General features: G+C 74.6%; 13 protein-coding genes and 1 pseudogene. 13 read left to right on the top strand and 1 reads right to left on the bottom strand.

Annotated features, from left to right (window positions below):
• The coding region (locus B0E53_RS21890; RefSeq protein WP_246835535.1) for a thioredoxin family protein at positions 1-284 on the bottom strand (284 nt) is incomplete at its 3' end.
• Positions 285-518: 234 nt separating this feature from the next.
• Here B0E53_RS21890 and B0E53_RS21885 point away from each other — a divergent pair.
• The 13 genes and pseudogenes from B0E53_RS21885 to B0E53_RS21830 form a co-directional block, all read left to right on the top strand.
• Positions 519-1,652 (top strand): N-acetylmuramoyl-L-alanine amidase, encoded by a 1,134-nt coding sequence (locus tag B0E53_RS21885; RefSeq protein WP_107077775.1) that lies wholly within the window; start codon positions 519-521, stop codon positions 1,650-1,652.
• A gap of 143 nt (positions 1,653-1,795) precedes the next feature.
• Positions 1,796-2,209: a VOC family protein gene (locus tag B0E53_RS21880; protein ID WP_107077774.1), complete on the top strand. Its 414-nt coding sequence runs from the start codon at positions 1,796-1,798 to the stop codon at positions 2,207-2,209.
• Between the two features lie 97 nt (positions 2,210-2,306).
• Entirely contained in the window at positions 2,307-3,392 is a 1,086-nt protein-coding gene (locus B0E53_RS21875; protein WP_107077773.1) for an endonuclease/exonuclease/phosphatase family protein, read from the top strand.
• Between the two features lie 196 nt (positions 3,393-3,588).
• Positions 3,589-6,804, top strand: coding sequence for a penicillin acylase family protein (locus tag B0E53_RS21870; RefSeq protein ID WP_107077772.1), 3,216 nt, complete (start codon positions 3,589-3,591; stop codon positions 6,802-6,804).
• A 59-nt stretch (positions 6,805-6,863) separates the two neighbouring features.
• The gene (locus B0E53_RS21865) at positions 6,864-7,610 is read left to right on the top strand and encodes an ABC transporter permease (protein WP_107077771.1); all 747 of its coding nucleotides are present in this window, start codon (positions 6,864-6,866) and stop codon (positions 7,608-7,610) included.
• A gap of 40 nt (positions 7,611-7,650) precedes the next feature.
• Positions 7,651-9,801, top strand: coding sequence for a glycogen debranching N-terminal domain-containing protein (locus tag B0E53_RS21860; RefSeq protein ID WP_107077770.1), 2,151 nt, complete (start codon positions 7,651-7,653; stop codon positions 9,799-9,801).
• 55 nt (positions 9,802-9,856) lie between these two features.
• Positions 9,857-10,351, top strand: coding sequence for a DUF2231 domain-containing protein (locus B0E53_RS21855; protein WP_107077769.1), 495 nt, complete (start codon positions 9,857-9,859; stop codon positions 10,349-10,351).
• 115 nt (positions 10,352-10,466) lie between these two features.
• Positions 10,467-10,712: pseudogene (locus B0E53_RS39565) on the top strand (alcohol dehydrogenase catalytic domain-containing protein); the annotation flags it as partial.
• Positions 10,713-11,348: 636 nt separating this feature from the next.
• Positions 11,349-12,536, top strand: a complete 1,188-nt coding sequence (gene dinB, locus B0E53_RS39560; protein WP_246835536.1) for a DNA polymerase IV — start codon at positions 11,349-11,351, stop codon at positions 12,534-12,536.
• Between the two features lie 21 nt (positions 12,537-12,557).
• Positions 12,558-12,890, top strand: coding sequence for a VOC family protein (locus B0E53_RS21845; protein WP_107077767.1), 333 nt, complete (start codon positions 12,558-12,560; stop codon positions 12,888-12,890).
• A gap of 83 nt (positions 12,891-12,973) precedes the next feature.
• The gene (locus B0E53_RS21840; RefSeq protein ID WP_107077766.1) at positions 12,974-13,906 is read left to right on the top strand and encodes a hypothetical protein; all 933 of its coding nucleotides are present in this window, start codon (positions 12,974-12,976) and stop codon (positions 13,904-13,906) included.
• The gene (locus B0E53_RS21835) at positions 13,903-14,352 is read left to right on the top strand and encodes an ABA4-like family protein (RefSeq protein WP_107077765.1); all 450 of its coding nucleotides are present in this window, start codon (positions 13,903-13,905) and stop codon (positions 14,350-14,352) included. The genes B0E53_RS21840 and B0E53_RS21835 overlap by 4 nt, the downstream gene beginning before the upstream one ends.
• Before the next feature lie 9 nt (positions 14,353-14,361).
• Positions 14,362-15,498, top strand: a 1,137-nt coding sequence (locus tag B0E53_RS21830; protein ID WP_107077764.1) for a histidine kinase, incomplete at its 3' end; no start/stop codon positions are given.

Raw genomic sequence — 15,498 nt, 5'->3', positions numbered from 1 at the left:
ACGCCGACCTCCAGCAGGGTGACCCCGTCGAGCCGCCCCGCGACGTCCTCGAGCACCCGGCGGGCCGCCCGGCAGGGCGCGCAGACCGGGGCGGAGAACTGGACCAGGGTGACCGCGCCGGGGCGGACGCCGAGAGCGGCCAGCGCGGCCCGGTGCGGCGCGGCGGCGGCCGAGGACACGGCACGCAGCCGGCCGTCGCGACGGCGTCGCCACCAGCCGAAGGCGGTGGCGGCCGCGAGCACCACGACGAGCACCAGGACACCGGTCAGACGGGGCGGCTGCACGGGTCCAGGCTGCCACGACGACCGACGGCGGGAATCCCACCGTCTCACCCACCGGACGTGACATCGCCTACTCCGGCGCTAGGAAAGGAGAGCCGACCGATGGCACCGCGATCGGCGGTCGTCGCATTTGTCCTCTGGCGCGCCGACCGATCCTGGCAATATTCTCCACTTCGCGCGCAGCAGTTGGAGTTCCTTTACACGCCCGCACACCCGTCGGGCCACCGAGGAGATGCCATGCACTTCGACCACCCCGAGCTGGACCGTCGTACCCTGCTGCGGGCCGGCCTCGGCGCCGCCGCGGTCGCGGTCGTCGGGAGCGAACTCGCCTTCCCGGCCGCCGCGCAGGCCGCGCCGGACGCGGACCTCGACTGGATCATCAGCTGCGACGAGTGGGCCGCCCGCCCGCCGGCGGACCCGCTGTCGATCAGCGCGATCCCGACCAACAAGATCATCGTGCACCACATGGCGTTCCCCAACAGCACGGACTACTCCGAGGAACACGCCAAGCAGCTCGCCCGCGACTGCCAGAACCTGCACATGGACGCCAACCGCTGGTCGGACACCGGGCAGCACTTCACGGTCAGCCGGGGCGGGCACGTCCTGGAGGGCCGGCACGGCAGCCTGGAACGGTTGCAGGCCGGTGACCGGCAGATGATCTCGGCCCACTGCCCCGGCGAGAACGGCCGGGCCATCGGCATCGAGAACGAGGGCACCTACGTCACCGAGACGCCGCCCGAGGAGCTCCTCGACGGCCTGGTGAAGCTCTGCACCACCATCTGCCGGCAGTACGGGCTGCACGCGCACGACATCTTCGGTCACTGGGACTTCCGGGCCACGCTCTGCCCGGGCGCGATGTTCTACCGCGAGTTCCCGGCGCTGCGCCGGCGGGTCTTCGCGAAGCTCGGCACCGACCTGGCCGACGTGCCGGCCCGCCGCTGGCCGGACATCTGGCGCTTCGTCGGCGGCCCGGTGGTGCAGGTCGCCCAGCGCCTGCTCACCTTCCGCGGCTACACCGTCCCGATCACCGGCGTGTTCGACGCCGCCACCGTGGCGGCCGTGCAGGACTGGCAGGCGCGCAACGGCATCCCGGTCGACATCGACGCCACCCTCACGGCACCGACCTGGGAGACGCTCGCCCCCGAGCTGGACAAGGACGCCACCGGCATCCCGGTGGAGACGGTGCAGTTCATGCTCAACTCCAAGGGCTACGCCGAGGTGGCGATCACCGGCGAGTACGACTACCCGACCAAGAAGGCCCTCAAGGACCTGCAGGAACTGCACGGCCTGGCGCCGAACGGCAAGGTCAGCACCACCACCTGGTGCGCCCTGGTGGGGGGTGTGGTGCGCCAGTCGTTCCAGAAGAACTGACCGGCGCACCGGCGGGGAAGACGGTGGGGGCGGCAACGGCGCCGCCCCCACCGTTTCCGTCCACACTCGCCCGTCGCGCCTCCCAGGCCCCGGCCCGTCCCTCTGCGACGATGCCCAGGTCACGACACCGAGGAGGCGAGACGATGACGTCCAGACTCAATCCGTACCTGAGCTTCCGGGACAACGCCCGGGAGGCGATGGAGTACTACCAGCGGGTGTTCGGCGGCGACCTGCGGATGAACACCTTCGGCGAGTTCGGCAACCCGGACCCGCAGGTGGCCGACCGGATCATGCACGCGCAACTGGAGACTCCAAGCGGTTTCACGCTGATGGCCTCCGACACGCCGCCCGGGATGGAATCCACCCCGGGCACCAACATGGCGATCAGCCTGAGCGGCGACGACGCGGACGACCTGCGCCGCTGGTGGGAGCAGCTCGCCGAGGGAGGCACCGTCACCATGCCGCTGGAGAAGCAGATGTGGGGCGACGAGTTCGGCATGTGCGTGGACCGGTTCGGCATGTCCTGGATGGTGGACATCGGTCAGCCCCAGGCCTGACCGCCGGGCGGAGGTGGCCCGAACGGCGGTGTCCACGCTGGTGTGAGCGGCGTTAGCGTACGCGGATCCACGGATCCCGCCGGAGAGGACGACAGTCATGGACGGCAGCCCTCGCGCACACCTCCGACGCCTGGCCAGGCTGGCCACCGCGGCCGCCCTCGCGGTGGCCGGCCTGGGGCTCGGCGCCCCGCCGGCACACGCGGAAGCCGGGCCCAAGGTCACCGTGCTGACCCGCAACCTCTACCTGGGCGGGGATCTCACGCCGTCGATCGCCGCGCCGACCCTGCCGGCGTTCCTGGCCGCGAACGCCGCGCTGCTGAGCCACGTGGACCTGGTCGACTTCCCGGCCCGGGCGGCGCTGATCGCCGACGAGATCCGCGAGCACAAGCCCGACCTGGTCGGCCTGCAGGAGGTGGCACTCTGGCGCACCGGGCCGCTCGGCGACCCGGCGCCGGCCACCGAGGTCCGGTACGACTACCTGGCCCTGCTGATGGCGGAGCTGGCCGAGTCCGGCCACCCGTACGACGTCGTCGTGGTGCGCGACGAGGCGGACCTGGAGGCCCCGGCCGGGGCGCCCTACCTGCGGGACGTCCGGCTCACCATGCGGGACGTGATCCTCGTGCGGCACGGCGGCCGGGTCACGGTGAACGGCACCTCGTCGGGCAACTTCGTCAACAACCTGGTCTTCCCGCTCGTCGCCACCGGCGGCACCGCCACCAGCACCCGGGGCTGGACGGCGGTGGACGCGGTGCTGGGCGGCCGCACCTTCCGGTTCGTGAACACCCACCTGGAGGCGTTCCACCCCGGCGTACGCCTGCTCCAGGCGCAGGAACTGCTGCGCGGCCCGCTGGGCGTGCCCGGGCGGCTGATCCTCGTCGGTGATCTGAACAGCGGACCCGAACTGCCCGACCCGAACAACCGGCTCGCATACCTGGCCCTGGTCGCCGGTGGGATGGTCGACACCTGGCCGATCCTGCACCCCGGCGACCCCGGCTACACCGCTGGCCTGGGCGACGACCTGACCGAGCCGGCCGACGACGTCGAGCACCGGATCGACATGGCGCTGGTCCGCGGCACGGTGGTGCCGGTGGCCAGCGAGATCTTCGGGACTCAGCGGCAGACCCCCGCCGGCCGGTGGGCGTCGGACCACCTTGGACACCAGGCCGTGCTCGCGCTGCCGTAATCGAACCGAAACGTCGGCATTCGCGCGTGGTGAACGGCACCTATCCCGAGGCATGGAACGCCATCAATCATTACCCGGAGGTAGATATGAGTCATTCTCACCTCCGGGCGTGACGCCCGGGCGCGGAGGGCGAGACGTCGGCAAGCGGTAGCCGGGCGCAGCCCCGGCCCGACTCCGCACCCCCGGAGGAATCGCCATGCCCCGTCCCACCACCCGTTCCCGGCTCGCGGCGCTGGCCGCCGCCGCCCTCACCGCCAGCGCCCTGACGGTCGTCGCACCGCCACCGGCCGTCGCCGCCACCACCTTCACCGGCAACGACTACTGCCTCGGCCAGTGCGCCGACATCCTGCCGCCCGGGGAGAACGGCAACGCCACGCTCGCCGCGATCCTCGCCCACCAGGCGCTCGGCACCCGGCCCGCGCACTCCAGCGACCAGCTCGACGAATACGCCAACCTGGTCTACGGCTACGCCGGGCTCACCGACGAACAGATCGCGCAGTTCTACAACGACGCCTCGTTCGGCGTGCCCGACGCCCAGGTGGAGAGCACCGTGCAGCCGCGGGCGGACGTCACCATCGTGCGGGACCGGGCGACCGGCGTACCGCACATCACCGGCACCACCCGCTCGGGCACCATGTTCGGCGCCGGCTACGCCGGCGCGCAGGACCGGCTCTGGGTGATGGACCTGCTGCGGCACGCCGGTCGCGGCACCCTCACCTCCTTCGCCGGCGGCGCCCCGGGCAACCGGGAGCTGGAGCAGAGCATCTGGGCCAACTCGCCCTACACCGAGGCGGACCTCCAGGCCCAGGTCGACGCGCTGCGCCAGAAGGGCGCCCGCGGCCAGCAGCTCTACACCGACGTCACCGACTACATCGCCGGCGTCAACGCCTACATCGACCAGTCCATCAGCGCCGACAACTACCCCGGCGAGTACGTCCTGGCCGGCGCCGGCAAGCCGCAGCACTTCACCATGACCGACCTGATCGCCACCGCCGGCGTCATCGGCCGGCTGTTCGGCGGGGGCGGCGGCTCCGAGATCCAGTCCGCCCTGGTCCGGGTGGCCGCGCGGGCCAAGTTCGGCGCCACCGAGGGCGACCGGGTCTGGCAGGCGTTCCGGTCCCAGAACGACCCGGAGACGGTGCTCACCCTGCACGACGGGCAGAGCTTCCCGTACGGCGCCACCCCGCCCGGCGCGACCGGTGCGGTGCTCCCCGACGCCGGCAGCGTCGTCGCCGAACCGCTCGCCTACGACCAGACCGGCGGGGCCACCACGGCGAAGACCGGCAGCGGCGCCAGCACGGCGAAGACCGGCGGCAGCGCCAGCACGCAGCCGCTGCTCAGCGGCCTCGCCGGGCTGCGGGCGCACGGCATGTCCAACGCCGTGGTGGTCTCCGGACGGCACACCACCACCGGCAACCCGGTCGCCGTGTTCGGCCCGCAGACCGGCTACTTCGCCCCGCAGCTGCTCATGCTCCAGGAGTTGCAGGGGCCGGGGGTCAGCGCCCGTGGCGCCGCCTTCGCCGGGCTGAACCTGTACGTGCTGCTCGGCCGCGGCCAGGACTACGCGTGGAGCGCCACCTCCGCCGCCCAGGACCTCACCGACACCTACGCGGTGCCGCTGTGCACCACCGACGGCAGCGCCCCCACGCTCGCGTCGAACCGCTACCTGTGGCACGGGCAGTGCGTGGCCATGGAGGTCCTCCAGCACACCAACTCCTGGTCGCCGACCCTGGCCGACTCCACCCCGGCCGGCTCATACACCCTGCGGGCGCTGCGCACGAGGTACGGGCTCGTCGCGTACCGGGGGCTGGTGAACGGTCAGCCGACCGCGTTCACCAAGCTGCGCTCGACCTACCGGCACGAGGCCGACTCGGCGATCGGCTTCCAGGCGTACAACGACCCGGCCGCGATGGGCTCCGCGGCGGCCTTCCAGCAGTCCGCCGCAACCGTCGGCTACGCCTTCAACTGGTTCTACGTCAACTCGACCGAGGCGGCCTACTTCAACTCCGGGTCGAACCCGGTCCGGCCGTCCACCGCCGACCCCAACCTGCCCACCCGGGCCGAGGCGGCCAACGAGTGGGTCGGCTGGGACCCGGACACCAACACCGCCACCTACACCCCCGCCGCCGCCCACCCGCAGTCGGTGAACCAGGACTACTACGTGAGCTGGAACAACAAGCAGGCCAAGGACTTCGGCGCGGCCGACGGCAACTTCAGCTTCGGCTCGGTGCACCGCGGCCAGCTCCTCGACGGCCCGGTGCGCGCCGCGATCGCCCAGCGCAAGCTCGGCCGGGCCGACGTCGTGCGGATCATGGCCGACGCCGCGGTGACCGACCTGCGCGGCCAGCAGGTCCTCGGCGACCTGCTGCGGGTGCTCGGCAGCGCCCCGGTCACCGACCCGGCGCTGGCCGACGCGGTGACCAAGCTGCGGGCCTGGCAGCAGGCCGGCGCCCGGCGGGTGGAGACCGCCGCCGGGTCCAAGGTCTACCAGCACGCCGACGCCATCCGGATCTTCGACGCCTGGTGGCCGCTGCTGGCCGCCGCGGAGTTCCGGCCCGGCCTCGGCCCCGACCTCTACGCCGCGCTGGTGGACGCCATCGAGGTGAACGAGGCGCCGTCCGGCGGCCAGAACGGCGGGCGCGACGGCAGCGCCGTCTGGGCGTCGCAGGGCCAGCCGCACAAGGGCTCCTCGTTCCAGTACGGCTGGTGGGGCTACGTCGACAAGGACATCCGCGCCGTGCTCGGCGACCCGGTGGCCGGCGGGCTGGGCCGGTCGTACTGCGGCGGCGGCAACCTCGCGGCCTGCCGGCAGAGCCTGCTCGACACCCTCGCCCAGGCGGCCGCGGTCCCGGTCGGCACCGTCTACCCGGGCGACAAGTCCTGCGGGGCGGGCGACCAGTGGTGCGCCGACGCCATCGCCCAGTCCGGGCTCGGCGGCATCACCCACCCGCTGATCGCCTGGCAGAACCGCCCCACCTACCAGCAGGTCGTCTCGTTCCCGGCGCGCCGCGGCGACGACGTCACCAACCTGGCCCAGGGGCTCGCGGCGACCGCGTCGAGCACCCAGTTCCTCACCAGCCACACCCCGGACAAGGCGGTCGACGGCAGCCTCGGCAGCCGCTGGTCCAGCAGCTACAACGACAACCAGTGGATCCGGGTGGACCTCGGCGCGGCCCGCACCGTCGGCCGGGTGGTGCTGCGTTGGGAGGCCGCGTACGGCAGCGCGTACCGGATCGAGGTCTCCGCGGACGGCGGCACGTGGCAACCGGTGTTCAGCACCACCGCCGGCAACGGCGGTACGGACAACGTCACCCTCGCCCCGGTCAGTGCCCGCTACGTGCGGGTGTACGGGGTCAAGCGGGCCACCTCGTACGGCTTCTCGCTCTACGAGTTCGAGGTCTACGGCCGGTGACAGGTGACCGGCCGGGGGGACCCCACCCGCCGGCCGGCCGCCCGGCATAAGATCATCGGGTGAGCGGCGGCACGGTACCGATCGGCCCGGCGCTCGTCGTCGCGCTCACCGCGCTCACCCTGGCCGGCGCTGCCGTGCTGCGCCTCACCGGGCTCGGCCGGGCCCGGACCGTGCTCACCGCGGCGGCCCGGGCCACCATCCAGCTCGGCGCCGTCTCGCTGGTCATCGTCGCCGTCCTCGGCGCCTGGTGGAGCACCGCCGCGTTCGTGCTGCTCATGTACGTCGTGGCCGCCCTCACCGCGCGCCGGCGGATCGGGGCCGGGGCGCCGGCCCGGGTCGCCCCGCTGGCCATCGCGGCCGGGGTGGCGCCCAGCCTGGCCGTGCTCCTGCTCAGCCGGGCCCTGCCGGCCACCCCGCTCGTGGCGCTGCCCACCGCCGGCATCCTGATCGGCGGGGCGATGACCGCGACCAGCCTGGCCGGCCGGCGTACCCTCGACGAGCTGCGCACCCGGCACGGCGAGTACGAGGCCGGGCTGGCCCTGGGGCTGCTCCCCCGCGACGCCGCGCTGGAGATCTGCCGCCCGGCCGCCGGGCAGGCCCTCGTCCCGGCGCTGGACCAGACCCGCACGGTCGGCCTGGTCACCCTGCCCGGCGCGTTCGTCGGGGTGCTGCTCGGTGGGGCCGGACCGGTCCGCGCCGGGGCCACCCAGCTGCTGATCCTGCTCACCCTGCTGGCCGTGGAGGCGGTGGCCATCGCGGTGGCCGTCGAGCTGCTCGTCCGGGACCGGGCCCGCACCGCGCCCTGAGCCGGGTGTAGCGGGGGCGCGAAGGGGTAACGGCGGCCCGATGACCTGGGTTCGCAACCTGCGCGTCCGACCCGACCTGCTCTATGTCGCGAGCGGGTGGAGCACCCTGGTCACCGACGTCCGCGGCCGGATCGCCGGGGCGGACCCGCAGGGCTTCTTCGCCCGCAACACCCGGGTGCTCAGCCGGGAGCGGATCACCGTGGACGGCCGGGAGCCCGTGCCGTTCGCCACCGCCGACGTGGGCGGGCACGCCCAGCTCTCCTACGCCGAGCTCGGCGACGGGGAGGCGCTGCCGTCGCGGGCCGCGTACCTGACCGTCGAGCGGTTCGTCGGCCCCGGGCTGCGCAGCCGGTTCACCGTGGTCAGCTACGCCGCGCGGCCGCTGCGGTTCCGGCTCGGACTGGCGGTCGAGGCGGACTTCGCCGACACCAGCGAGGCCGAGGCGGGCCACCGGCTCCAGATCGGCGAGGTGCGGCCCGGGTGGGATCCGGCCGCCGCGGAGCTGGTCCTCACCTACCGGCACGAGGGGCTGGACCGGGCGGTGGCGGTCCGGATGCGCGCCGACGCCCCGGTGGCGTACGCCGACGGCGGATTCACCGTCGAGCTGGTCGTGCCGCCGGGCGGCCGCGCCGGCGTGGACCTGCTCGTGGAGCCGGTCTTCGACGGGACCCGGCTGCCCGCGCCCCCGGCCACCTTCGCCGAGCCCGACGACCCGGCCGCCCGGGCCCGGGCCCGGCTGGACGCCGAACTGGCCCGGCTGAGCAGCAGCAACTTCGACGTCACCGCGGCCTGGCGGTGCGCCGTGCGCGACCTGGCCGTGCTGCCGCTCGGCGAGCCGGCCGGCCCGGCGGCGCCGATCGCCGGCCTCCCCATCTACCAGGAGATCTTCGGCCGGGACACGATGACCGCCTCCTGGCAGGCACTGCTGGCCGGCCCCACCATGCTGGCCGACAGCCTCCGGCTCAACGCCCGGCACCTGGGGCGGCGGCTGGACGACTGGCGGGACGAGGAACCCGGCAAGCCGCTGCACGAGGCCCGGCAGGGGCCGGTCTCCCTGCTCGGGCTGAACCCCTACCGCGCCTACTACGGCGACTGGTCCACGGCCCCGGACTTCCTGGTCTTCCTCGGGCAGTACCTGGCCTGGACCGGCGACCTGCACACGGTGCGGGAGCTGCTGCCCACGGCGGGCCGGGCGCTGGAGTGGATCGACCGGTACGGGGACCCCGACGGCGACGGCTTCCTCGACTACCACTGCCGCTCCCCCGGCGGGCTGAAGAACCAGGGCTGGAAGGACTCGGACACGGCGATCGTCGACGAGCGGGGCGAGGTGGTGCCGAACCCGATCGCCAGCAGCGAGCTGCAGGGCTACTGGTACGCCGCCCTCCGGCACGCCGCCGTGGTGTTCACCGTCACCGGGCACCCGGCCCGGGGCGCCGCCCTGCTGGCCCGGGCCCGGGCGCTGCGCCGGCGGTTCCACCGGGCGTACTGGCTGGCCGACCGGGGCTGCTACGCGATGGCGCTGGGGCCGGACAAGCGGCCGGTCCGCTCGACCAACTCCAACGACGGTCACCTGCTCGCCACCGGCATCGTGCCCACCCGGGTCGCCGAGAAGGTGGCCGACCGGCTGCTCGCCCCGGACATGTTCAGCGGCTGGGGCGTGCGGACCCTGTCGGCGGAGCACCCGGCCTACAACCCGTTCAGCTACCACCGGGGCAGCGTCTGGCCGGTGGAGGCGGGCACCATCGGCCTGGGGCTGGCCCGGTACGGCTGCTGGCCGCACCTGCACCGGCTGGCCGAGGGCATGTTCGACGCCGCGGCACTCTTCACCGAACACCGGCTGCCGGAGGTGCTCAGCGGCCTGCCCCGGGACGCCGCCCACCCGCACCCCGGCGTCTACCCGAACTCGTGCTCCCCGCAGGCCTGGTCGGCCAGCGCCGTGGTCGCCCTGGTCCAGGCCCTGCTGGCGCTGCGCCCGGCCGCGCCGCTGCGCACGGTCCTCATCGACCCGCACCTGCCGGCGTGGCTGCCCGACCTGCGGCTGGAGGGCGTACGGGTGGGCGGCGCGACGGTCGACCTGACGGTGCGGCGCCGGCGCGGCGGGCGTACCTCGGTGCGGGTGCGCGGCGACCGGCTCGCGGTGGTCCGCCGCCCGCCCCGGCAGGCGATCGCCCTCGCCCGTCGGGAGGTGTAGCCGGCACCGGGCGGGGTAACCCGGCCGCGCCTGGGGCCGAGAAGGAAGGACCGGCATGGAGAGTCGCGCGAAGTCGATGGGGCACGCAATCCACCCCATCCTGATCGTATTCCCGCTCGGACTGCTCGCCACCTCGGTGATCTTCGACATCCTGTACCTGATCACCGACCGGACGGGCTTCCAGGTCTCCGCCGCGTACACCATCGCCGCCGGCGTGATCGGCGGCCTGGTCGCGGCGGTGTTCGGCCTGATCGACTGGCGGGCCATCCCGGCCGGCACCCGCGCCAAGCGGGTCGGCGCGACGCACGGCCTCGGCAACGTGGTGGTGCTGGTGCTGTTCGCGGTGAGCTGGCTGCTGCGCCGGGGGGCGGACAACTGGGACCCGAATGCCGGTGCCCTGGTCTGCAGCTTCGCCGGCATCGTGCTGGCCGGGTTCACCGGCTGGCTCGGCGGCGAACTGGTCGAGCGCCTGGGGATGAGCGTGAGCGACGACGCGGGCGTGAACGCGCCGAGTTCGCTGTCCCGCCGGCCGCGTGCCCGCGGCGCCTGATCCCCGCGGCGCCGCTCCCGCATCCGGGCAGGTGTAAGCGCCTATCCGCCGGGAAACCCGCGCCGGCCCGGGTGGCCGACGGGGCGCCACCGGGCGCGCGAGAAGGGACGAGCGGATGCGGGCGATCACTCTCGACCGGGACGGGGCGGCGCCGGCCGCCCGGGACGACCTGGCCCGGCCCAGCCCCGGCCCGGATGAAGTGCTGGTCCGGGTGCGGGCGTCCTCGGTCAACGCCTTCGACCGGAAGGCGGCGGCCGGGATGATGCGCGGGTCGATGGACTACCGGTATCCGGTCGTGCTCGGCAAGGACTTCGCGGGCGAGGTCGAGGCCATCGGCGGCACCAGCCCGTTCCGGGTCGGCGACGCGGTGTTCGGCGTGCTCATGCGTCCCTACCTGGGCGAGGGCACGTGGGCCGAGTACGTGACGGTCGGCGGCGGGGACGGCATCACCCGGGTCCCCGACGGCGTCGAGCTGTCCACCGCGGGCGTGCTGGGGCTGGCCGGTGTCACCGCCCTCGACGCGCTCGACGCGCTGGCCGTCCGGCCGGACGACACGGTGCTGGTGGCCGGGGCGACCGGCGGCGTCGGCGCGCTGGCCGTGCAGTACGCCCGGCTGGCCGGCGCCCGGGTCGTCGCCACCGCCCGCCCCGGCCCCGCCACCGACTTCGTCCGGGACCTGGGCGCCGCCGAGGTGGTCGACTACACCGGCGACCTGAACGGGTCTGCTCGCCGCCGGCGGGCGGCTGGCCTCCACCATCGGCTTCGGCCCCGACCAGCACCCGGCGGCCGTCTCGATCTTCGGCAGGCCGGAGCGGACGACGCTCGACCGGCTCGCCGGCGACGTGCTGGCCGGCCGGGTCCGGGTGCCGGTCGACCGCCGCTACGAGCTGGACGAGGTGCCCCGGGCCCTCACCGAGTTCTCCGGCGCCCTGGGAAAACTCGCGGTCAGCATGCCCTGACCGGCCCGGCGTTCGAACATCTGTGCGAACATGTGCTGGTGTCGAGCGAGGCCACCATCCTGCACGCCGACCTGGACGCGTTCTACGCCTCCGTCGAGCAGCGCGACGATCCCCGGCTGCGGGGCCGTCCGGTGATCGTCGGCGGCGGCGTGGTCCTCGCCGCCAGCTACGAGGCGAAAGCGCGCGGGGTGCAGAGCGCCATGGGCGGCCGGCAGGCCCGCCGCCTCTGCCCGGACGCCGTCGTGGTGCCGCCCCGGATGGCCGCCTACACGGCGGCCAGCCGGGCGGTGTTCGAGATCTTCCGGCGGACCACCCCGCTGGTCGAGGGGCTCAGCATCGACGAGGCGTTCCTCGACGTGGGCGGGCTGCGCCGGCTGGTCGGCCCGCCCGCCGACATCGCGGCGGAGCTGCGCCGGGAGGTACGCCGGCAGGTCGGCCTGCCGATCACCGTCGGGGTGGCCCGGACCAAGTTCCTCGCCAAGGTCGCCAGCGGGGTCGCCAAGCCGGACGGCCTGCTGGTCGTCGCCCCGGAAGGCGAGCTGGCCTTCCTGCACCCGCTGCCGGTGGAGCGGCTGTGGGGCGTCGGCCCGGTCACCGCCGCGAAGCTGCGCGAGCGGGGCCTGCGTACCGTCGGGCAGGTGGCCCGGCTGGACGAGCCGACCCTGGTGTCGCTGCTCGGCGCGGGCGCCGGCCGCCACCTGCACGCCCTCGCCCACAACCGGGACCCGCGCGCCGTGCAGGTCGGGCGGCGGCGCTCCTCAATGGGTGCGCAGCACGCGCTGGGCCGCGAGCCGCACTCCCCCGCCGAGCTGGACGCCGTGCTGGCCGGGCTGGTCGACCGGGTCACCGGCCGGCTGCGGACGGCCCGGCGCACCGGCCGCACGGTGACCCTGCGGCTGCGGTTCGCCGACTACACCCGCGCCACCCGCGCGCACACCCTGGACAAGCCGACCGCGCAGACCGCGCCGCTGCGGGCTGCCGCCCGGTCGCTGCTGCGCGCCGCGCTGCCGGAGATCGAGACCCGGGGCGTCACCCTGATCGGGGTCGCCGTCGGCAACCTGGACGACGGGCACGTGCAGCTCACCCTGCCGTTCACCCGCGAACCGGGGCCGGCGCTGGACGCCGCCGTGGACGCGGTGCGGGACCGGTTCGGGTCGCGGGCGCTGACCCGCGGGGTCCTCCTCGGCCGCGACCCGGGGTTCGAGATGCCCATGCTGCCCGACTGACGGTACGGTCCACCGGTGTCGATGTTCCGCACCCCGCAGGTGATCCTGTTCAGCGAGGACGTGCCCCGGGCCGCCGCCTTCTACGCCGGGCTGGGCTTCACCGAGACCTTCCGGGTGCCCGCCGAGGGCCCGCCGATCCACGTCGACCTGACGCTGGACGGCTACCGGATCGGCATCGCCTCGGTGGCGTCCACCCGGGACGACCACGGGCTCGACCCGGTGGACGGCCGACCCGGACGGCAACCCGGTCCAGCTCGTCCAGCCCCTGCCGGCCGACCGGTCGTGAGCGCGCGGCCGCGGGTGCCCCCACCGGCCGCGGGGACCGGCGCCGCCCGGCGCCTCCTCCCTGGGTAGGAGGCGGCGTCTCGGACCTGCGGCCGGCATCGGGGCTTCAGGTCGGGCGCGCCGGGGCGGCCCGGCCACCAGCATCTACAGGCATGACTACCGTGCTGAACCGGGCGGCGCGCTGGCACCGCCCCCTGATGCTCTTCGTCGCGGCGATGGCGGCGCTCACCGTCGTCGCGGCCGTCGGCGTGCTGGCCGACCCGCGGGTGCTCACCGGCGTGCCGATCTGGCTCAAGCCCCTGAAGTTCGCCATCTCGTTCGTGCTCTACGGCGCCACCCTCGCCTGGATGCTCACCCTGCTGCCGCGCCGCAGCCGGATCGCCGAGTGGGCGGCCACGGTGATCGTCGCCATGGCGGTCGTCGAGATGGCGATCATCGTCACCCAGGTGCTGCGCGGCACCACCAGCCACTACAACGGCACCACCCCGCTGAACGGCGCCCTGTTCTCGGCGATGGGCGCCGCGATCATGGTGCTCTTCGTCGCCCAGCTGGTCATCGGGATCGTGGCGCTGCTGCGGCCGACGGCGGACCGGGTCGCCGGCCACGCCGTCCGGCTGGGCCTCGGCCTGTCCCTGCTCGGCATGCTGGTCGCCATCCCGATGGTGACCCGTACGCCCGATTCGGCGGCCGAGGGGATCAGCGGGGCGCACAGCGTCGGTGTGGCGGACGGCGGGCCGGGGCTGCCCCTGGTCGGCTGGAGCACCACCGGCGGCGACCTGCGGATCGGGCACTTCGTCGGGCTGCACGCCCTCCAGGCGCTGCCGCTGCTGGCCATGTTGCTCAACCGCTTCCTCGGCGACCGGCTGGACGAGCGGACCCGGGCCCGGCTGCTGCTCGTCGCCGGCGCGGCGTACGGCGCGGCCACCCTGCTGCTCACCTGGCAGGCGTTGCGCGGGCAGCCGCTGCTGCGCCCGGACGCGCTCACCCTGGCCGTCACGGCCGCCCTGGTGGCCGCGACGGCGACCGCCGCCGGCGCGGTGCTGGTCCGGGGGCAGCGCCGCGCGGACGTGGTGGTGGTCGCGTGACCGGGGCGCTGTTCACCCTGACGTTCGCGGTCGCCGCACCGTTCTGGGCGCTGATGATCCTGCTGCCCCGCTGGTCGTGGACCGCCCGGATCGTCGGCTCGCCGCTGATCGTGCTCCCGGTCCTGCTGATCTACGCGGTCCTGGTCCTCCCGGCGCTCGGCCGGGTGCTGCCGGTGGTCACCGCGCCGACCCTGGAGGGCGTCCGCGACCTGCTGGGCAGCGCGGACGGCGCGGCGGCGGCCTGGGCCCACATGATCGGGTTCGACCTGTTCGTCGGCCGGTGGATCTGGCGGGACAGCCGGGAGCGGGGCATGCCGGCGCTGCTCATGGCACCGGTGCTGCTGCTCACCATCCTGCTCGGGCCGCTCGGCCTGGCCGTCCACCTCGGACTGCGGACCGGCTGGGCCCGGCCGGCGGGTTCCCCGGTTTCCGAGCCCACCGCCTAGGCTGGCGTCGTGGGCTGGGTGGGACGCCTGTTCGACGCACGCGACACGCTCGCGCGGATGCTGCTGCTGGACCTCAGCGGCCTCGGCTACCTGGTCTTCGGCGCCCAGGGACACCACGGCCCGACCAGCACGCAGTGGGTGCTCGCCCTGGTCGCGTTCGGCACCGCCCTGGCGTGTCACCGCCGGCCGCTGGTGAACCTGGTGGCGCAGGCCGCGCTGCTGGCGGTCGCCTTCCCGCTGGTCGACGACACGACGATCAACCAGGTCGGGGCCAGTTGGGCGCTGCTGGAGCTGACCATGTGGGCCGGGAGGCCCCGGACCATCTGGCTGGCCGCCGGGCTGCTGGCCGCGGTCGACCTGACCGACTCGATCGGCGACCCGGTCCGGCGGCTGCTCTCCGGTGTCTTCGGCCTGACCGTGGAGGTCGGCCTGCCGCTGCTGCTCGGCCTGGTCATCCGGACCACCCGGGAGTTGGCCCGGCAGGCGGAGGAGCGGGCCGCGGCGGAGCAGCGCCGGCGGGAGTCGGAGAGCCGGGCCGCCCGCGCCGACGAGCGCAGCGCCATCGCCCGCGAGTTGCACGACGTGGTCGCGCACCACGTCGCGTCGATGGTGCTGCGGGTCGGGGTGGCCCGGCACGTGCTGCCGGACCTGGATCCGCGGGTGAGCGAGGTCTTCGACGACGTGCACGGCACCGGGACGGCGGCCCTGAACGACCTGCGCCGCCTGGTCGCGGTGCTGCGCGACCCCGACGGGGTACGCGGCGACGCCGCGCTGACGGCGATCGAGCCGGCGGCGCTCCCGGCGGCGCTCGACGCGGCCGTGGACCGGGCCCGCCAGGCCGGAATCACCGTGGAGGCCGACGTCGACCCCGGGGTCGGGTCACTGGACGCGGTGCGGGGCCAGGCGGTCCTGCGACTGACCCAGGAGGCACTGACCAACGTGGCCAAACACGCCGGCACCGCGGCCCGGGCCCGGCTGGCCGTGGCGGTGGTCGACGGAGCCGTGCACTGGGAGGTGTCGGACGACGGCCGGGGGTCGGTGCCGGCCGCGGTGCCGGCCGGCGGCGGCCACGGCCTCACCGGGATGCGGGAGCGGGTCGAGGTGCTCGGCGGGCGGCTGGAGGCCGGCCCCACCGGCGCCGGCTGG

Origin of the sequence: Micromonospora sp. MH33 (assembly GCF_003013775.1) — a bacterium.
Classification (GTDB): domain Bacteria; phylum Actinomycetota; class Actinomycetes; order Mycobacteriales; family Micromonosporaceae; genus Micromonospora; species Micromonospora fulviviridis.
The sequence above is the reverse complement of the archived record's forward strand: the minus strand, read 5'-3'. Positions and strand labels throughout refer to the sequence as shown.